The organism is Lentzea sp. NEAU-D7, assembly GCF_026242055.1.
Lineage (GTDB): Bacteria > Actinomycetota > Actinomycetes > Mycobacteriales > Pseudonocardiaceae > Lentzea.
In genome coordinates this window covers 48535-67069 of the sequence record NZ_JAPJDL010000024.1, presented here as the reverse complement: position 1 = coordinate 67069, position 18535 = coordinate 48535, and the positions used below count along the sequence as shown (strand labels likewise).

Genomic DNA, 18535 nt, shown 5'->3' with positions numbered 1-18535 from the left:
CGTCTTCGCGGGCAAGGACCCGGTTACAGGCAAGGACGTCTATCTCACCGAGTCGGTGAAGGGCACGAACAAAGCTGCCTACAAGGCGGCCGACAAAGCGCAGACTCGGCTACTCGCTGAGGTCGACGCGCAACGGGCGGCCAGCACCACGGTGTCGTTCTCGTACGCCATTGATGAGTGGCTGCGGACCTCTGATCTTGAGGACACCACGCGCGAAGGCTACGAGGGGTACGTCGAACGCACGATCCGTCCCGCGCTCGGCAGCATCCAGGTCAAGAAGCTGACCGCGCGCATGCTCGAAAACCTCTACGCGGATCTTCGCCGCTGCCGGGCCCGGTGCGACGGCAAGCCGTTCGTGGAGCAGCACAAGGCAGAGGGGCAGCACGACTGCAAGGAAGCGAAGTGCAAGGCGCACAAGTGCTCTCCGATGGCAGCTTCGACCGTGCGGCAGATTCACGCGATCATCAGCGGCGTCATGAACGCGGCGGTCCGGTGGGACTGGGTCACGAGCAATCCGGCCAAGGTGGCGAAGAAGCCGCAGCAGAAACCACCACAGCCAGACCCACCGTCGCCCGCTGAAGCTGCTCGTCTGGTCGAAGAAGCGTTCGTCATGGATGACGACTGGGGAACGCTGGTCTGGCTCGTGATGACCACGGGTGTGCGCCGTGGCGAGATCTGCGCACTGAAGTGGTCGCGCGTTGATCTGGACGAGGGCGTGATCGAGGTCCGGCGTAGCTACACGCTGCGTCGAGGTGTCGGCAAGGAGAAGGACACCAAGACCCATCAAATGCGCCGGATCGCGCTCGACACCGAGACGGTGGTGTTGCTCATGGAGCACCGGCAGCGATGTGAGGAGCGGTTCGCCGAACTCGGCATCGAGCGGACGGACGACATGTACGTCTTCACCGGCGTGCGGAAGATCGACCCGACCGTGCCCTATTCGCCGCACGCCGTGTCGAGCCGCTACAAGGACATGGCGGAGCGGCTGAGGATCAAGACCCACATTCACGCCCTGCGGCACTACTCGGCAACCGAACTGCTCACCGCTGGTGTGGATCTGAGGACCGTGGCCGGACGACTGGGCCACGGCGGCGGGGGCGCGACGACACTGCGCGTCTACGCGGCCTGGGTCGCCGCATCCGACCGGAAGGCGGCCGAACTGCTCGGCTCCCGCATGCCGAAGCGGAAGCCGAAGAAGTCAGCCGACTAGGGCCGTGAGGCGTTTGCCCTGACGCACCGAACCCACCTGAGCTGCCAGCAGCCGTGCACGTTCCATGTGCGCGGCTGCTGCGTCTTTCTCGCCGGTCGCGATGAACACCTGAGCAAGATCGACCCGCAGCATTGTCTCGGCACGCGCAAAGCTGCGGTCGAGCTGCTCCAACACGTCGGAGAGAACGCCGATCGCTTCGCGTACACCGAGCCGGGCAAGGGCGTTACCGCGCCAGCGGGACAGGTGGGTGGTGTCGAAGACGAGATACGGCGTGTCCCCGGTGTCTGTAGCTGGCATGGAGCGCACGGCCTCATCAAATGCCCGCATCGACCTGAGGTGTTCGCCGTTCGCCGCGCACGCTTCGCCATAGCCTGCGGAAAGCCATGAGAACAGCAGGTCCGGCACTCGTCCCTTCGCGGTCGTACGCACGTCAGCGGTCAGTTCGACTGCGGCTTGCGTCTCGCCGATGTCGAGCAGCACGACGGCTTGCCCTGCACGCGCGTACGCCTCAAGCGCGGGTGATTGCGCATGCCTCGCTGCCCGTATGGCTCGGTTGTAGTAGGTCCACGCATCGCTGGTCAGCCCTTGATCAAGCGACTGCCATCCGGCAAGTGCGGAAGCATCGACCAACACGGCGGCCAAGTCCGCCTGAGTCGGCTGGTCCAGAACGTCGTCCAGCACGCCGTCCATTTGGTCGATCTGCGCTCGAAGCTGCCCGAGCAATGCGGGTGCGCCCAGCCGGCGATCGATCACGCGAGTGATGTCCAACTGGTGATGGAAGAGCCGCACCGTCCTCTCATCGATGTTGCGCCCTGCGGCAATGCGGGCCTGCAACTCCAGGTCGCCCGACACCGAGGAAACCGGCACCTGCGCCGGTTCGAGAAGCCGGGTCATCGGCAGGTTGAACATCTCTTCGAGCAGTCGGCGGGTAACCGGTCGAGGTGGACCGAGCGGACGGCCGTCAGCGCGAACGCCGGACGCAAGGCGCTGAACATGACGTGGGCTGAGCGTGGCTCGGATGCCGTGTTCGCGGGCGAATCGTTCCGCTTCGCGGCTGAACTCTTCGGCTGTTTGCGTCCGCTGCCGGAGCAACTCTCCGAACAACGTCCCCGGCCGCTCGCTTCGATCTGGCGAACTCATCGGCTGACCTCTCCGTCTCGCTAATGTCAGCGCCAACAAGTGTAGGTCGATTCATGTCGCGTTAGGTCGCTGCCAGGCCATTTACACCCAATCTGCGGTGCAAGACGCTGATGTCTGCTGATCTGGTGTCGATGCGGGCGGGTGAGGTCATGGTGTGGGACGCGACTGGGCTTCTGTTGTTCCTTCTCTGGCTCCTGCTGCCTCCGCTCTACGTGGCGGCGTTCGGCAGGCTCTACGTCCGTCGGTGCTCCGAGATGTCCCAGCGCATCGGCGCGGTCCGTGATGAGCTGCTGGACCTGGTCGATGAGCTTGAGGCCGCCAGCGAACGGCAAGAGCCGTCCGAACAAGTCGCGCCCGTCGTGCCTGCCGCGCGCGACGACGACACGCACGAGTTCAGGGCGATCACTTCTGCTGCTGGTCGGCACCGACTCAATGAGTCCGCGCTAGCCGCGCACGGCTCAGCGCACCAGCGGTGATCGCGATGCGCCCAGTTCCCGCCTACTTGCTCGTTCGTCTGCGTCAGGGACTCGTCGGCGAATCGCAGCGCACCTGTCACATGGTGCCGACTCCAACCACGGATGAAGTTCCAGAGCGACTGATCGCCTTGTGTGGCCTAGCGATCGAACGCGGCACGGCCGAGTTGGTCGCGCTAGGAGAAGGCATGCCTTGCGAAGCGTGTCTGCTTCTCGCGCCTCTCGCCCCTTCCCACTCTGCAAGCCACCGACTCCACACCTCATGATCATCTGGACGCGCCAACGATGCCGAAGAACTTCAAGTCCAACCTTCAAAACCGGGCGGTTGCTCGCGCGCTTGCATTGTGGCGCAGGGAAAGCGGACTCAGTCTGGACGAGGTGACCAAACGTGTGCGCTGGTCGGCGGCCAAGACGTCGACGATGCAGAACGGGCTGGTCCCGATCACGGATGCCGACGTGACAGCTCTGGCCCTCGTCTATGGGATCGACGCAGTGCGGCGGGACCCGGTGTTCTGGGGAGCACAACGAGCACTCGATCCCGTGACGTTCGACCTGTTGGCAAGAGGCACGGCGCATAGCGTCGGCTGGACTTATCCCGAGGTGGAAGCTGAAGCGAACTACATCCGAGCTGTAGCGCTCGATGTGCTGCCACCGCTGCTCTGGACGCCGGAGTACGCGGTCGCGATCAGAAGCGCACAGGTGGAATCGGTCTCGGAACAGGGCCACCGCCATTACTTGGAGGATCACCGTGCAGACGCGGTGCATCAATTGGCCAACGGCCCGTCACTCCGGATGGACGTCGTCCTGAGCGAGGCAGTCTTGAGGCGTGCCGTTGGTGGACCTCTGGTGATGGCAGATCAGCTGTTCCAACTGGCGTCGTTCGCCCAACTTGAGGGTGCACGGGTGTTCCTGCTGCCGGACAAGAGGGGCGCGTTCGCGGGAGCGGCCTCGTTCGCGCTGCTGTCGTTCCGTGAGCCGCAGTTCAATGACGTGGTGTACCTCGACAGCCTGCACGGCGGGACGTGGCTGGAGAGCGAGCTTGAACGGCGACCGTACGCGGACACGTTCGAGCGACTGGTGACCGTGGCACTTCCGGAGGCCGTGAGTACCGGATGGATCGTCAAAGCGGCGCAGTACTTCAAGGACGTCGCGACGGATTGAGGTTGTGACGGGTGTGCCGCGCCATCCCTCGGGACGGCGCGGCACGTGGCATTTCCAGGCTTTGTGACGGGTTGCCCGTCACGCTTGGAACCCGTCACGGCGGCTCATACGCGCAGCTAGGAGGCGGTTTTGCCCCCGTCACATCGGGTGAGACGGGACGATTGGCCGTTGGAACGGGTAGTGACGGGTCACTGGTCATTCTCGACCACCTCACCGTCGATGGTGCTGTCTCGTGCGCGCTCGATCGCTGCGCGGATGTCGGCTACGTCGTAGCCGCGCACCTGCCGGACTCGATCGCCGTCGGTCACACGGTCGCGCGTCGGTCGGCAACCAAGCTCCGCCATGTCACGCCCGAACACGGTGGGTTCGACGTTGAGTGCGGCTACGAGTTCGGCGGTGGGCACGAACTCCCGGCTGTCGTCGCTATCAAGTTCACTAGCGAGGTAGTCCACAACGGACGCAAGCGGCTCTGGCAACCCTGCACGTTCAGATTGGGCTCCTGTCACGCTGCCGATCGCTTTGGCCACGCTGGTGTGGTCGAGCATCGGCCGCGTGGTGTGCCCGGCAGCATGGCCGGACAGAGTCCCCTCCTGTTCGCGTAGCACGCGGCCTTGTACGCAGATCTCCCGCCAGTCTTCGTTGGGCATGTAGAACGTCCGCACGGTCAACGCCAGTACGTCCGCTCCTGCTTGGGCTTCGCCGTCCGGCCGCAGGATGCCGACGCCCTTGTGAGAGGGCAGCAGTCGGCTGGAGTCGTAGCCTCGGGTGTTCATCTGCTCGCCGAGGATGATGTTGCTGTCGCGCCAGTCCATCACCCGCAGCGCGAAGCGTGAGCCGAGCACTGCCCGCAGCCCGGACGGGATGGTCTTGCCGTCTGGGCGCTGTGTGGCGAGCACCAAGATCACGCCAGCTGCCGGAGCCTTCTTGGCGAGCCACATCAGCAGCTCGCCGCAGTACTCGCCAGCAGTGAGCTTCTTACCGTGCACCTCGACAGGTGTCCTGTCCTCCAGCGGGATCTGGACCTCGTCCACTATCAATGCGGTGATCGGCATTCCCAACGCGAGGTCACGGGACATCGCCGGAGTGACCTTGGACTCCGGGCACGTGACGTCATCGAGCTCCTGCATGCGGCGGTATCGGGCCTGGACGTCTGCCACGAGCTCCGCCAGCCAGTCCACGAAGGTCAGCACATACTCGGAATCGTCGCCCGCCATGAACCGATGCGCCACCTGCTCGGCTGCCTTCCAGTCCTTTCCGTTCTTGAAGTCGGCTATGTAGAGCCTGACGTGCGGGTCCAAGATCAAACCCGCGGCGGCCAGTCGTTCGGCCATTGTCTTGCCCTGCCTAGGGATTGCGCCGATCAGAACCGATGTCCACACCAGCGGCAGATCGATCCGGCGACCCCGAGCGTCGGTGCCGAACGGCACTGGTCGCCACGCATCCCACCGCTCTGCCGATAGCAGCGGCGTCCGGACTGGTGGTGCGCTGTAGGGGTCCTCATCGGCCACCCACAGCGCCACCCGTCCGGCATGGCCGCTGTTGCCTCGGACGCGCTCCACGTTGAGTTGGATCTCATCGACTGCGAGCGCGGACGCCAGCGCATCGCGATTCTTCACGATGTCGACCGCCTTGCGCGTCGCCGGGAGATCAACGGTGATCGCCCACCCTTCGCCCTGCCGGGTCGCACGCTCGACCAGACGCAGGGTCTCGTCTTTGCCGATGAGCTTGGCGTCGCGGAACGCGTCCACGAGGACCTGCGGGTCCATCGTCCACGTCAGCGTGCGCGGTCCAGAGAGCACCGCACGCCGTCCGGGGCTGCCGTCGCGCTGACGTCCGAGTACAGCCAGCGCCACCGCCACGACCAATCCAGCGAGCCACAGCGCACGCGGCCCGTAGAGCAACCACAGCACCAGGCCGGCTGTGGGCATGACGGCAGCCACGGCCCCAGTGACCTTCCACCGGAACAGCGTGAGTGCGCGGATGTCGGTGAACTTGTCAGCGAGCTTCTCCGACTGCTCGGCAGCGTCGCGGTAGTCCCGCACAGTCACCCATGACCGCCACCACCGCACTGCGACCACCAGGCCCCGCACCACAGCTCCGACGAACCGGAACGGTGAACGCAGCGCGGTCACGGTCACGTCCTTCGCAGCCTGCACCGCGTGAACGCGGCTCTTCGCCCACAGCGGTACACGCGGAGAACGAAGCCACGCGTTCACGAACCTTTGCCGCCACGACGGCGGAGGCACGACAGGGCCATCGTTCACGAACTCGCCTTCGAGCACTGCTCGAACCGGAAGGGTCTGGCCCGACCCGGTGAGCTCCTGCCCGTGCTCACTCATCGGGACCACCGCCGGTCAACTCCGCCAGCAGAGCGGCAGACACCCGAGGCGACAGGCCGCGCGAGCAACCGGTGACGCCACGGACCCATGCCGGACTCACGTCGACACCAGGCGACCACGCTTCACGTGCCACGCCTAGGTAGTCCGCAAAAGACACCCGCTTCCGAGGCCGTTTGTTGTTGCTCCGCTTAGGTTCTCGGTGCTCGTGAACAGGGACCGCAGGCAAGTCCGCGGTGACAGTCAAGGCGCGTGTGGACGCTTCCATGAACGCCGCCGCAACGGCCTCGGTGAGCTTGTTTCGCAGGTCCGTGACCGCCTCCGCCGCGACGAACACCACGAGCGGCGGCACCGAGTGCAGCACCACGCCGGACACCGAACCGGCCGCCCACGAGTGCCAGGTGTTCATGACGTAGGTGGCGGCGAGCGTGAACCACTTCGCCCGACGCGTCCACGAACCCGTGCGCACCCGGTATCGCGCGGTGACCTGCTCGGCTCGCAGGATCGCCAGCAGCACCAGCGAAACGGTGGGGTCGAGCAGCCATGCCGCAAGCCACGGCAGCGACCACGCCGGCGTTCCCGCCGCCGCGAACGACTGCACGTTGGTCATGGTGAACCCGAGACCGAGCACGATCCCTGACCAGCACAACCGGTCGACCTGGGTGCGTACCCGCTCGACCCGCAGCGCGATCACGTCCGGATGAGTCGCGTACGCCCGTAGCTCCGCAGCCTCCGCCGCGTCGGCGGCGAGCCTCTCGGCTGCCGGGGCGGCGGGTGGCCGCCCGAAGGCGGCCACCCCTTCCCGAACCCTCTCCAGCGTCCTCATCGCCGCTCACCCCGGCCACGCGGACCTTCATGCGTGGTGATCGTGAGCGCCTTCGTCAGCGTGTACGCCGCGAACAACGCGGGCAGACCCAGCACCACGAGCAACAACGTCGTGTCGCCGGGGTGCGTGATCACCACCCACTGGACACCCACGATCGCCCCGGCCATCAGCAGCACCCGCCCGGTCAGCGAGAGCAACCGAGCACCGGCACGAGCCGCGCTCGCCGCCGCCTTCGCCCGCCGGGCACTGGCCCGCCAGACCCACAGCAGCACCACGACCACACCCACCGCAGCGAGAATCTGCGTCGGAGTCAGGTTGATCGTCATGACGACTCACCGCCTTTACGGCGAGCACGCCACACCCGGTATACCTCGCGGCGGTCGTCCTGCGACAGACCACCCCACACGCCCACCGTGTCCTCACCGGCTGTGCGCAACTCCAGTTCCAAGCACACGCCCCGGACCGGACAGTCCGCGCACAACCGCGCGGCGGCCTCGCGGTCGCTGATCTTCTCCGTCTCCCACTCCGGGCCGTCCTCGTTGGCCCACAACCACATGCACGCACCGTCCCGCGTCACGATCTCCAGCAGGACCTCGTCCGGCACCTTCGCGTACCGGTCGAGTTCGGCCGCCACCACCTCGTAGTAGTTCTCCGGGTTCACCACGCACCCCCGGTCGCCCGCTCGAAGTCACGGGCGTTGCGACGGTCGGCGGCCATCTGCGCGACGTCGACAACGCCGCTGGACTCCGCCGCCTGCCGAGCAAGCTCCTCGACTGCCCGTGCAGGGACCACGTACCTGGTGCGCACCCGCACAGCGGGAAACGCGTCCTCCCTGATCGCTCGGTAGATGGTGGCCGCGTCTACCCGCAAGATCTGGGCAGCCTCTGTCACCGTGTAGAAGATCGGCGAGCGTTCACCCGCCGTGTTGTTCGATGTCATTGCTGTAAGCCCTTCAGACGACTGATTTCTTCGATGAAGGCGCTGACATTGGCGATAATAATCGGCAATTCTCCGCTGATGTCTGCGCTAAGTCCGCTTTCCGTCTGTCAGTCGAGCTAATGTCGGCGCTAAGGCGGAGCACGGAGGCGCACGTGGCGGAGGACTGGTCGGCGGTCGCGGAGGCAATCAATGCCCGCGCGAACGAGCTGGCTTTGAAGCAAAAAGAGATCGCCGAACGATCCGGCGTATCGCACGCGATCGTTCGCGAGATTCAGCAGGGCCGGATCAAGCGCCGGCGAAGCCCCCGCACCCTCGAAGCGCTGTCGATCGCGCTCGACTGGCACCCGGAGCACCTGTCGGCTGTGCTGCAAGGGAAGCGCCCGCCAGAGGTGACCCCGTCGGCCGAATCCTTCGACCCGCTGGTTCCGCTGCTTCAGACGGTCATTCGCGAACTCCGCGGACTTCGCGCCCAAGTCGGAACACTGACCAGTCGCCTTGACGACAGGAGCAGTCAAAAAGACTAGGTAGATTTCGCTAATCGGTTTCGGTGTCGCTGTCATAGGAACAGCAGACCGTTAGGGAGGGGGGCGAAATAATTGCCCGCGGCTAACATGCCGCGTGTTAGGACGAGTTAAGTCCGCAGGTCACGGCCGTTGGGGAACGGGGGAGCGTGACGAAGAGAAAGCGCGGAGAGCCGCCGCGAACGCGCTTGCAGGCGGTACGCGAAGAGCTTGGCCATACCCAGGACCACGTCGTCAGGTACTTCCTGACACGCGGTCCTCAGATCGGCATCGCCGTGGCATCCGTGTCGGCGCTGCCGATCATGATCTCCCGCTGGGAGAACGGCCACGTCGAGGTATCGGAGCTGGGCTATCAGCGGCTGTTCCGAGAGCTGTACGGCCGCTCGAACGAAGAGCTTGGCTTCCCGCCAGAGACGTTCAACCAGTCCGCCGAAGAGCTGCGCGATCGCCTCTTCGTCGCGAAGAACATCGACGTCGGGATGCTCGACCTGTTCCAGCGACAGGTCAACGATCTCCGTAGTTCGGATCACCGCTTCGGTGCACTCGTAGTGCTCGACCAACTCAACAGCCTTGTGCGTCAGATCGAAGACGTGAAGGTGTTCAGCGTGAGCACGCACCTACGTCAGCGCTTGGCCGCAATCCTCACCGACGCGCGCACGCTCGCAGGATGGACAGCGCTCGATCGTGGTTCGCAGATGCAGTCATGGCAGTACCACGAGGACGCGAAGATCTCCGCGAGAGAAGCGGATTCGCCTTCGCAGCTGGCGCATGCGGCAGCACAGCAAGCCGTGATCCTGCTCGACATCGGTGAGGCCGATGCGGCGGTCGAGTTGCTGGAGTACGCGAGGTACGTCGCAGAGCATCGTGCGCCTTCGTTGCTGCAGAGCTGGCTTGCCGCCGCGCACGGCGAGGGCCTGGCCGCCGCCGGCGAACGTGACCGGTCGTTGCGAGCCTTCGATGACGCAAGTTCTTTGCTGCCAACGAATCCGGTCGATCCTGAGCTGGCGTTCCTCCTGCTCAACGATGGGCAACTCGTTCGGTGGCGCGGCAACGCACTCCTGCGGCTGGGAGATGCCGACGCGATCAGCCAGCTTGAGGCTGCTGTGCGGGACTTCGCCAACCCGCAACGATCGGCGGTGCGCGGTCTGACGAACACCTACGTGGATCTTGCGTTCGCGTACGCCGCCGCTGGCGACAGCAAGGGAGCTGTGGAGTTTGCGCAGAAGGCGCGACAGCTCGCCAAGCGCATCGGGTCTGACCGTCAGCGGCAGCGTCTCGCGAAGCTGGAGCTACCGAGCCCCAGAGGTCCCGGTGTTGCGTGAGGCTAGATAATAGAGGAGCGGAATGATCGCGCCGGAGCCGAGCACCTCGCCACGCTGCACGAGAGCCAAGACTTGACTGATTGGTATCCACTCAATTCGCGCGGCTTCTTCGGTATCTGTTGGCTCTCCAACTTTCTCGGCGCGTCGCCAAATAAAAGCGTCGACTGGTGCCTCTATAATGCCTGGAAGGGGCTGGAATTGGCCAATGTGCTCAGGTTCTCCGATTGGGCGCCACCCAGTCTCTTCTTCGGCCTCCCGCGCTGCGGTGGCACGGGGTTCTTCGCCTGGCTCGACTAGGCCGCCGATAAGTTCATAACCCCATTGGTCAACCGCAAACCTATAACGCCAAAGAGTCAGGACCTCGTCCTGATGGTTAACCAAGAGCGCGACGGCGACATGATCAAGTCGGACGACGTGATGCTCGAAGCGGGTACCGTCCGGAGGTTCGACGTCAACGAGGTCAACCGTCACCCAGCGGTTATCGTAAACTGTCCGTTTGCCATGGATTCTCCACCTGAGCTCTTCTGGGTACTCTGTCACAGCAGCAGTCTAGAACCGACCGCGCCTTTGTGAAGGATCGGATCTTACTTCGTGCACTTGGTCGATCGGTGATGTAGTCTGTTGCGCCTGGACCGCCGCATCCTGGAGTGCTAATGCAACGCCGCAACTACCACGAGCTCTCGCCTTACGATTTCGAGTGTCTCGTCCGGGATCTTCTAAGTGCGGAATGGTCTGAGCGACTTGAGTCGTTCCCGCCCGGAGCAGACGGCGGAATTGATGTGAGGCTTCTGAAGAGCCTTGAAAATATAGAGGTCGTAATTCAATGCAAGCACTCTCCAGGTAAAACCTGGTCCGGAATATCTGGGATGCTTGCACGTGAAGCGGAAAAGATCAAAGATAAAAGGTGGTCCGAGTACTGGCTTGCGACGAGCGCGTCACTTTCTCCTCAAGGAAAGAAAAAAGTAGCGGATCTTTTTGATGCTCAGAATCTGGTTCCTGAGCGCGTGGTTGCCAGTACGGATCTCGACGCTCTTCTAAATAAACACCCTGATGTCGAGCGTAGTAACTATAAGCTCTATCTCACAAGCGTTGCCGTATTGGAAATGCTGCTACACAACGAACTATTTGTGCACGCTCAGGATCTTCTGACTGGCATCGAATCGCGTCGCAAATATTACGTACAAGGACGCTCTCTTGCAAAAGCGCAAGAAATTTTGGAAAAGAATCGTGTTTGCATCATCAGTGGCCCGCCTGGAGTAGGGAAGACTACTCTTGCTGAAATGATCTCGCTGAATCTGATCGAGGAAGGTTACAGGCCCTTCTGGATCAGTGAAGACCCGCGAGAAGCGGATATTATTTGGCGGAGCGGGGAAAAGCAATTCTTCTTGTATGACGATTTTCTTGGTAAGAACGCCTTGGCTGACAAGATGGGAGTCAAGGGCGACGCTCGTCTACTAGCTTTGATGGACAGGGTTAAGAATAGTTCTAACCACTTCTTGATTATGACCACGCGCGAGTACATCCTTTCGGCGGCGAGGCAAACCTATGAGTTGCTGCGAAGCCCAACGATCGACTACTCAAAGATCATTGTCGATCTTTCTTCGTACACCGAGTTCCATAGAGCGCACATCCTATACAACCACGTATATTTTTCCGATTTGGGAATAGCGGCTAGAAGGTCGCTAGTTGAACGTAAGCAGTACAAGAAGATCATCGCGCACTGGAACTACAACCCGCGCCTGATCAGGTTTATTATTGACTCGGCGGTCGCGGCGGGCGGGCAAGATTCTGGAGCTGGTTTTGCTGCGTTTATGCTGAAGAGTCTTCTGAACCCGTCGGAGCTTTGGGGGCATATCTTCACGCATCAGATCAGTCAGGTCGCTCGCGACATGTTGCTGGTTTTGCTGACCTTTGGTGGATATGCAACTCTTGGGGAGTTTCGCTCGGCGGTGAAGTTCTATCGCGAAGTAGTTCGCGGCGGAAATTCTTCGATGGAGGAAATTCAGAATGGGTTGTCGGTGTTGGACGGCGCGTTCATCAATGTTTTTGAATCTGGCGACGGGCGCGCGGTACGGTTCGCGAACCCAGGTATCGCCGACTACCTGTATCGCTATCTACGCGATAACCCATTCCTTTATGAAAACCTTGCAAGTGGATCGAATACGCCGGAGCAGGTGATTACAGTATGGGGCTTTACGCAGGCGGATAAGGCTGTGCACGGTGAACTTTACCTGCCAGAGATCGCGAATGAGTTTAGGAAATCACCAGAATTTCTACTTCAAGCTATGCTGCGTGTCATTCGCGAAGGCAAGGAGGGTAGAATTTGGGCAGTCCGGACCCCTTTGGCTTCTTTCTCGTCGGAGCGAGTTGCGACTCTTGCGGCTAATCTCTCAAAGAGGATTTCCAATGCGACGCTCTCGGGGACTGTGGCAATAGCTTGCGCGGCATTCAACCCGCGGTGGTCATTGAAGCGTGGGGATAAGCACTGGGCTCTTTCATTTATCCGGGCCTCTCGAGTTGTCTTAGTGCAAAGCGACGCTGGAATTGACCTTATTGAAAGTGTGCGGGCGTGGTTTGCGGGGACATTGCACGAGGCTGATGACTATGTGAAGTATCGAGAACTTGAGGAAGCTGTCGGAGGGCGGGAAAACGAAGGTGACGACCTCTTCCGAGAGAGCTTTATAGGATTCGCGAGGGATCAATTGGACTCGATGCTCGAATCGGACGACCTCGATTCAATTGTGCGTGAATTTGGCGAATTGAAGTCCGCGCTTGAGGATTTCGATATCTCAAGCGAGATCGAGTCATATATCGAATCTGTTGAGAACCGTATTTCTGAGCTGGAGCAAGAGTATCCGGACGAGTCAGATGATGACGATTGGCCAGGCGAGAGCGGAGGCGAGGATGATGGTGACATCGACAACTTGTTTTCTACTCTTGAATGAGCGGCGAGCGATTGGTCTTGTCCATGAACCTGTCCATGAACTGTCGTCTGACCTGCCGAACATGCGGCAGGTCATCGCAGCAGGGCCAGGTGGAGGCGCACGTTGACGCGCTGGGCCATGTGACCTTGGACACTCATAATCCGTCAGGTCGTGGGTTCGAGCCCCACCTTCCCCACCACCTCCACCAGGTCAAATCGCGTGCGGACACGACCTCCCGGTGCGTAGGGTGCGCGAGACCAAGGGGGTGTGACATGACGAAGCTGAACCAGATCATCGCGGTGGAGAAGAGTGTCAAGGGGGGCACGCTTCGAGACCTGACCGACGCGCACCACGGGTTGCAGAAGCCCGCGCTGCTGGCCGGCATCTCGCGGACGTACCAGCCGAAGGACGAGGACGGCGAGGTGCTGCCGCCGGAGTCCACCCGCGTGCAGATCAAGGCCGAGGACGTGCTGCGCAAGACCGCCGCCGTGATGACCCGGCTCTTCGACGTCACGGCGACCAAGGACTGGGCCAACTGCGTCGCGAAGGCCGACGTGGTGGTCGACGGGCGGACGTTGCTGCGCGACGTGCCCGTGTCGTACCTGCTGTTCCTCGAGAAGCAGCTGACCGACCTGCACACCTTCGTGAAGAAGCTGCCCCTGCTGGACGCGGCCGAGGACTGGAGCTTCGACGAGTCCGCCGACTACTGGCGGACCGAGCAGGTGCGGACCATCCGTACCAAGAAGGTGCCGCGCAACCACGTCAAGGCCGAGGCCACGGAGAAGCACCCGGCGCAGGTCGAGGTGTACTACGAGGACATCCCGGTGGGGTACTGGACCACGGTGAAGTTCTCCGGTGCGCTGCCCGCCCGGCGGGTCAACGAGCTCGTCGACCGGGTGGAGAAGCTCCAGCACGCGGTGAAGTTCGCCCGCGAGGAGGCCAACGGCCTGGAGATCACCGATCAGCGCGTCGGCGAGGTCGTCTTCGACTACCTCTTCCGCTAGCGTCTGCAGACTCCCCCGCTGGAGCGCGGGGGTGCGCTCCTGCAAGGGAGCGTGAAAGCTGAAACTGAAACGTCAGCCTGAACCACCCGGTCACAAGTGGAGGTTCGAATCCTCCTCCCGGCACCATCGCGCCGGGGTAGCCCAATCGGTAGAGGCAAGCCGGGATCACACTCAGACTCTCGCTCCAGATTCAGCATTTCCGCCGAACGCCAGATCACCCGAGACCGGACAAGACTCGCCGAGGTGCAGGTTCGAATCCTGCTGGCCGCTCTGCCGTGCGGCCGTAGCTCAACGGAAGAGCGCGGCGACCTAAGGACTGATCCGACTCTTAAACGTCGCTGGTGTGCGCAAATGGGCGGCAAACCGGGGCCCTGGACTGGACATGTCCGGGGCCCCACCCGCGTTCAACGGGACTTTTGCGCGCGCAGGCCCTCGACGTAGATCGACAGGAAGCGCCGCCACTCGTCCGGGGAGTCGCGGATCACCTGGGCCATCGCCCTCGTCAGCGTGGCCAGGTCGGCGATCGAGTAGTCGGCGCGCAGCACGCCCGCCGCCAGGGCGCGGTCGATCAGGATCCCCGCGTGCCCGGCGCCGCGGTGGCAGGCCGAGACCACCTCGGGGGCGTTCGGCAGGTCGCGGGCCAGGACGTCGTTGAGGCCCCGGTCCTCCGCCTGCAACGCGTAGAGGTCGTCCAGGTAGCCGGCGAAGGCCCGCCAGGGGTCCGGTTCGGCCAGGGCCTTGTCGCCGATGACGTCCAGGGCGGCCAGCCGCTGCGGGAAGATCTGCGCCACGAAGTCGTCGCGGGTCGGGAAGTGCTTGTACAGCGTGCCGATGCTGACCTCGGCCTTGCGGGCGATGTGTTCCAGGGGCACGTCGAGGCCGCGTTCCGCGAACAGCTCCGCGGCCGCTGCCAGCAGCTTGTCCCTGTTTCGTGCCGCGTCCGCACGCAGGGGCCTCGACGCGGTGACCATGGGGCGGATCCTACTCGGGCGTTAAATCGAGGGTCCCCTCGATTTCTGTGGTAGCGTCGGCGGACGTAAGTCGAGGGTTGCCTCGAATTAGCGTTCGGAAGGACGGAACCCATGTCTCCCACAGCTGTTGTGCTCGGGGTCGGCCCCGGGCTCGGCATGTCCATCGCGCATCGCTTTGGCCGTGAGGGCTACGACGTCGCGCTGGTCTCGCGTCGTGGTGATCGGCACGCCGGCTACCTGAAGTCCCTCGCCGATGCCGGCGTGCGAGGGCGGGCGTTCGCCGTCGACGTCCGGGACCGCGAGCAGCTGCTGTCCACTTTGGACGAGATCGGTCCGGTGGACGTCGTGTACTACGGGCCCGGTGCCACCGACCTGAACGACGCGCCCGGTGAGATCACGTCGACCACGTCCGACGATGCCCGCGCCGCCATGAACTGGCTCTACCCGGCCGTCGACGTCGTCCAGCGCGTGCTGCCGGGCGTGGTCGAGCGCGGGGGAGGCCTGCTGTTCGCAGGTGGGCTGAGCGCGGTGCGGCCGATGCCGGTGCTCGGTGCGCTCGCGCTGACGAGTGCCGCGTTGCGCAACTACGCGGTGACGCTGAACGCGGCGTTGGCCGAGAAGGGTGTGTACGCGGGCACGCTCACCATCGGTGGCGTGGTCGAGCGTGGAGACATCCACCAGACGGTGAAGTCCATGCCTGAGCGGTTCGGCTCCCTGGCCGGGCACACCCTGGATCCGGACGACATCGCGGAGACCGTGTGGCAGATGTTCGTGAAGCGGGACCGCGCGGAGGAGGTGTTCTCGGCGCTCTAGAGGTACGAACCCGGAGTGTGGCCGAGGGAGCGGCGGAAGACGTCGATGAACGCGCTCGACGTGGCGAATCCGCACCGCAGGGCGACGGCGGTGACGGGCTGGCCCTCGGCGAGCAGGCGCAGGGCGTGGTAGAGCCGCACCTGGGTGCGCCACTGGGGGAAGGTCATGCCCATCTCGTCGCGGAACAGCCTGGTCAGGGTCCTGCCGCTCGCGCCCGCCTCGCGGCCGAGCGCTTCGAGACCGCGTGCGTCCGAGGGATCGGTCTCGAGCGTCGCGCAGACCGCCGCGAGCCTGGGGTCGCGGGCGGCGGGGACGCGCACCGGTCGCTCGGACGCGGTGGCCAGCTGGTCGAGCAGGACCGAGCGCATTCGTTTGCCCGCAGGGGTTTCTCGGTCGGTGCGCTCTGTGTAGGCGATGAGCAGCTCACGGAGCAAAGGGGAGACGGCGAGTGCCGTCGGCTCGTGGAGCTTCAGCGGGTTCTGCTTGAGCCCGAGGAAATGCAGCCGTGTGACGCCGTACGCGCGATGTGAGTGCACGGCGCCGGACGGAATCCACAACGCACGGTGCGCGGGCGCGATCTAGCGCGACGTCTCCGTGTGCACGGCCACGACGCCGCGGCTGGCGTAGACGATCTGGTGCTCGTCGTGCCAGTGCGCGGTGACGCCACCGGCGGCGGCCAAGTCGCGGCTCGTGGTCGGCGCGGCCGGCACATGGCGAGAACTCGACATACATCGGCAGAATATCGGAATCCCGAATGCACCGGCGGCCGCGACGATCGGGGCGTGAACAACTCCCGCCGGCGGATGTCGCTCCTGGTCGCCGGACACGCGGTGAACGACCTCTACCAGGGGGCCGTTCCCGCAGTCGTCCCGTTCCTCGTCGTCGAACGCTCCTACGGCTACGTCGCGGCGGCGGGCATCACCGTCGCCGCGACGCTGCTGTCGTCGGTCGTGCAACCGTTGTTCGGGGTGTTGACCGACCGGCGGCCCATGCCGTGGCTGGTGCCCGCCGGCATGACGTTCGCCGGGGTGGGCATCGGGCTGTCGGGGCTGAGCGACTCGTACCTGGTGACGTGGCTCGCGGTCGCGTTGTCGGGCCTGGGTGTCGCCGCGTACCACCCCGAAGCCGCCCGTCTCGCGCGTCGCGTCGCGCAGGACAGCCACGTCGGCATGAGCTGGTTCGCGGTGGGCGGCAACGTCGGGTTCGCCCTGGGCCCCGTGCTCGTCACGCCGGTGCTGGCGTTCGGTGGGCTCGCGTGGAGTCCGTTGCTCGCGGTGCCCGCGCTGGTAGGAGGTGTGCTGACGGCAGTGGCGTTGCGCGGGGTGCACGCCGCCGCTACGAGCCGGGAGGCGGTGGGCCGGGACGACTGGGGCCAGTTCAGCAGGCTGACGGTGGTGATCGTCGCGCGTTCGATGGTGACGTTCGGGCTCGGCACGTTCCTCGCGATCTGGGTGACCGACCGCGTCGGCGGTGGTCCGGCGGCCGGAGCGGCGGCGCTGGTCGTGCTGTTCGGAGCCGGTGCCGCGAGCACGTTGCTCGGCGGCGTGCTGGCCGGACGGTTCGGACGCGTTCGTGTGTTGCAGGTGTCTTATGCCGCTGCGGTGCCCGCGGTCGCTGGCGTCGCGTTGGTACCGGGTCCGGCCGTGTACCTGATGGTCGCGCTCACGGCCGTGGCGCTGTACGTGCCGTTCTCCCTGCACGTCACGCTCGGCCAGGACTACCTGCCCAACCGCCTCGGCACCGCCGGAGGTGTCACGCTCGGCCTCGCGGTCAGCATCGGTGGCCTGGGTTCTCCGGTCGTGGGCGCCATCGCGGGCGTGTGGAACCTGCAGTGGGGCCTGCTGTCTCTCGTAGTGCTGCCCATCGTCGCGTGGGTAGTAGCACGCGGTTTGCGCTCACCCGTGCGCGTCTAGCTCCATGCGCGCTCTAGCCGCGTTGACTACCGTGGAGCGCGTGCGAGTGGCGACCTGGAACGTGAACTCCGTCAAGCAACGCGTACCCCGCCTGCTGCCGTGGCTGGACCAGCGGCAGCCGGACGTCGTGTGCCTGCAGGAGACCAAACTGGCCGACGACGCCTTCACCGCGTTGCTCGGAGACGCCCTCGAGGAACGCGGCTACGAGTTCGCCCTGTTCGGCGAAACCCAGTGGAACGGTGTCGCCCTGCTCTCCCGCGTAGGCCTGGAAGACGTGGCCGTAGGTGTGGCCGGCGCACCCGGCTTTCCACATGTCGAGGCACGCGCCGTAGCCGCGACGTGCGGCGGCGTGCGCGTCCACTCGCTGTACGTGCCGAACGGCCGTGAGCCGGAGTCGGACCACTACAAGTACAAGCTGGAGTGGCTGGCAGCACTGCGCGACGTGCTGGAGGCGGGTCCTTCGGACGCGCTGGTGTGCGGCGACATCAACATCGCGCCGACCGACGCAGACGTGTTCGACCCCGAGGCCTACATCGGCTCGACCCACGTCACCGAACCCGAACGCGCCGCATTGCAGGCCATCAAAGCGTTGGGGTTCCACGACGTCGTGCGCGACCGGTGGCCCACCGAGCGGATCTTCAGCTACTGGGACTATCGGGCCGGCATGTTCCACCGCGACCTCGGCATGCGCATCGACCTGATCCTCGCGTCCAGCTCCGTCGCGCCGCGGGCCAAGGCCGCGTGGATCGACCGGCACGCGCGCAAGGGCACCGGGCCCAGCGACCACGCGCCGGTGATCGTGGATCTGGACGAGGCGCCGGACGGGGACATCGGGCCCGTGGTGCCGCCGCCCTCGTCGCCGGGGTCGAAGAAGAAGGTCAAGCTGCCCCAGGCGAAGTAGGCCGCCATGGAGTGGTCGGACGGCCGCTGATGGCTGGGACTGCGGCCGCGGTGGTACCGCAGTGGACCGCTATTCGACGAT

The 18535-nt window shown here is 64.3% G+C and carries 20 protein-coding genes; 10 read left to right on the top strand and 10 right to left on the bottom strand.

Features of this window, described 5'->3' with window-relative positions:
- Window positions 1–55: 55 nt before the first annotated feature.
- The gene (locus ORI60_RS36120) at window positions 56–1210 is read left to right on the top strand and encodes a tyrosine-type recombinase/integrase (protein WP_323055981.1); all 1155 of its coding nucleotides are present in this window, start codon (window positions 56–58) and stop codon (window positions 1208–1210) included.
- Here ORI60_RS36120 and ORI60_RS36115 read toward each other — a convergent pair.
- The gene (locus tag ORI60_RS36115) at window positions 1199–2350 is read right to left on the bottom strand and encodes a hypothetical protein (RefSeq protein ID WP_266042501.1); all 1152 of its coding nucleotides are present in this window, start codon (window positions 2348–2350) and stop codon (window positions 1199–1201) included. The two genes, ORI60_RS36120 and ORI60_RS36115, sit on opposite strands and share 12 nt — an antisense overlap.
- Before the next feature lie 110 nt (window positions 2351–2460).
- On the opposite strand from ORI60_RS36115, the gene ORI60_RS36110 reads away from it, so the two are divergent.
- Window positions 2461–2826: a hypothetical protein gene (locus tag ORI60_RS36110; protein ID WP_266042500.1), complete on the top strand. Its 366-nt coding sequence runs from the start codon at window positions 2461–2463 to the stop codon at window positions 2824–2826.
- 282 nt (window positions 2827–3108) lie between these two features.
- Window positions 3109–3984, top strand: a complete 876-nt coding sequence (locus ORI60_RS36100) for a DUF5753 domain-containing protein (RefSeq protein WP_266042499.1) — start codon at window positions 3109–3111, stop codon at window positions 3982–3984.
- A gap of 188 nt (window positions 3985–4172) precedes the next feature.
- On the opposite strand, the gene ORI60_RS36095 is transcribed toward ORI60_RS36100, so the two are convergent.
- From ORI60_RS36095 to ORI60_RS36075, 5 genes are read right to left on the bottom strand one after another with little or no spacing between them, the layout of a single operon-like run.
- Entirely contained in the window at window positions 4173–6323 is a 2151-nt protein-coding gene (locus tag ORI60_RS36095) for an FtsK/SpoIIIE domain-containing protein (protein WP_266042498.1), read from the bottom strand.
- On the bottom strand, window positions 6316–7146 hold the full coding sequence (locus ORI60_RS36090; protein WP_266042497.1) for a hypothetical protein: 831 nt from the start codon (window positions 7144–7146) through the stop codon (window positions 6316–6318). Before ORI60_RS36090 ends, ORI60_RS36095 begins: the two co-directional genes overlap by 8 nt.
- Window positions 7143–7472, bottom strand: coding sequence for a hypothetical protein (locus ORI60_RS36085; protein ID WP_266042496.1), 330 nt, complete (start codon window positions 7470–7472; stop codon window positions 7143–7145). Before ORI60_RS36085 ends, ORI60_RS36090 begins: the two co-directional genes overlap by 4 nt.
- The gene (locus ORI60_RS36080; protein WP_323055980.1) at window positions 7469–7807 is read right to left on the bottom strand and encodes a WhiB family transcriptional regulator; all 339 of its coding nucleotides are present in this window, start codon (window positions 7805–7807) and stop codon (window positions 7469–7471) included. The genes ORI60_RS36085 and ORI60_RS36080 overlap by 4 nt, the downstream gene beginning before the upstream one ends.
- Window positions 7804–8085 carry a helix-turn-helix domain-containing protein gene (locus ORI60_RS36075; RefSeq protein WP_266042494.1) on the bottom strand — a complete coding sequence of 94 codons (282 nt, stop codon included), beginning with the start codon at window positions 8083–8085 and terminating at the stop codon, window positions 7804–7806. The genes ORI60_RS36080 and ORI60_RS36075 overlap by 4 nt, the downstream gene beginning before the upstream one ends.
- A 152-nt stretch (window positions 8086–8237) precedes the next feature.
- On the opposite strand from ORI60_RS36075, the gene ORI60_RS36070 reads away from it, so the two are divergent.
- Both ORI60_RS36070 and ORI60_RS36065 read left to right on the top strand, forming a co-directional pair.
- On the top strand, window positions 8238–8609 hold the full coding sequence (locus tag ORI60_RS36070) for a helix-turn-helix domain-containing protein (RefSeq protein WP_266042493.1): 372 nt from the start codon (window positions 8238–8240) through the stop codon (window positions 8607–8609).
- 146 nt (window positions 8610–8755) lie between these two features.
- Window positions 8756–9928: a tetratricopeptide repeat protein gene (locus ORI60_RS36065; protein ID WP_266042492.1), complete on the top strand. Its 1173-nt coding sequence runs from the start codon at window positions 8756–8758 to the stop codon at window positions 9926–9928.
- On the opposite strand, the gene ORI60_RS36060 is transcribed toward ORI60_RS36065, so the two are convergent.
- Window positions 9896–10399: an NUDIX domain-containing protein gene (locus ORI60_RS36060; RefSeq protein WP_323055984.1), complete on the bottom strand. Its 504-nt coding sequence runs from the start codon at window positions 10397–10399 to the stop codon at window positions 9896–9898. The two genes, ORI60_RS36065 and ORI60_RS36060, sit on opposite strands and share 33 nt — an antisense overlap.
- Window positions 10400–10581: 182 nt before the next feature.
- Here ORI60_RS36060 and ORI60_RS36055 point away from each other — a divergent pair, with 182 nt between their 5' ends.
- The gene (locus ORI60_RS36055) at window positions 10582–12873 is read left to right on the top strand and encodes a restriction endonuclease (protein ID WP_266042490.1); all 2292 of its coding nucleotides are present in this window, start codon (window positions 10582–10584) and stop codon (window positions 12871–12873) included.
- Between the two features lie 251 nt (window positions 12874–13124).
- Window positions 13125–13856, top strand: a complete 732-nt coding sequence (locus ORI60_RS36050; RefSeq protein WP_266042489.1) for a hypothetical protein — start codon at window positions 13125–13127, stop codon at window positions 13854–13856.
- 404 nt (window positions 13857–14260) lie between these two features.
- Here ORI60_RS36050 and ORI60_RS36045 read toward each other — a convergent pair whose 3' ends face one another.
- On the bottom strand, window positions 14261–14827 hold the full coding sequence (locus ORI60_RS36045) for a TetR/AcrR family transcriptional regulator (protein ID WP_266042488.1): 567 nt from the start codon (window positions 14825–14827) through the stop codon (window positions 14261–14263).
- Window positions 14828–14938: 111 nt separating this feature from the next.
- Between ORI60_RS36045 and ORI60_RS36040 the strand changes: the two genes are divergently transcribed.
- Window positions 14939–15640 carry an SDR family NAD(P)-dependent oxidoreductase gene (locus ORI60_RS36040; RefSeq protein WP_266042487.1) on the top strand — a complete coding sequence of 234 codons (702 nt, stop codon included), beginning with the start codon at window positions 14939–14941 and terminating at the stop codon, window positions 15638–15640.
- On the opposite strand, the gene ORI60_RS36035 is transcribed toward ORI60_RS36040, so the two are convergent.
- On the bottom strand, window positions 15637–16176 hold the full coding sequence (locus ORI60_RS36035; RefSeq protein WP_323055979.1) for an AraC family transcriptional regulator: 540 nt from the start codon (window positions 16174–16176) through the stop codon (window positions 15637–15639). The two genes, ORI60_RS36040 and ORI60_RS36035, sit on opposite strands and share 4 nt — an antisense overlap.
- Window positions 16177–16218: 42 nt before the next feature.
- The gene (locus tag ORI60_RS44660; protein WP_323055978.1) at window positions 16219–16368 is read right to left on the bottom strand and encodes a hypothetical protein; all 150 of its coding nucleotides are present in this window, start codon (window positions 16366–16368) and stop codon (window positions 16219–16221) included.
- 54 nt (window positions 16369–16422) lie between these two features.
- Between ORI60_RS44660 and ORI60_RS36030 the strand changes: the two genes are divergently transcribed.
- Complete coding sequence (locus ORI60_RS36030) at window positions 16423–17553, top strand: MFS transporter (protein ID WP_266042486.1); 1131 nt, start codon at window positions 16423–16425, stop codon at window positions 17551–17553.
- Window positions 17554–17593: 40 nt separating this feature from the next.
- Window positions 17594–18454 carry an exodeoxyribonuclease III gene (locus ORI60_RS36025; RefSeq protein ID WP_416234546.1) on the top strand — a complete coding sequence of 287 codons (861 nt, stop codon included), beginning with the start codon at window positions 17594–17596 and terminating at the stop codon, window positions 18452–18454.
- Window positions 18455–18535 lie beyond the last annotated feature (81 nt).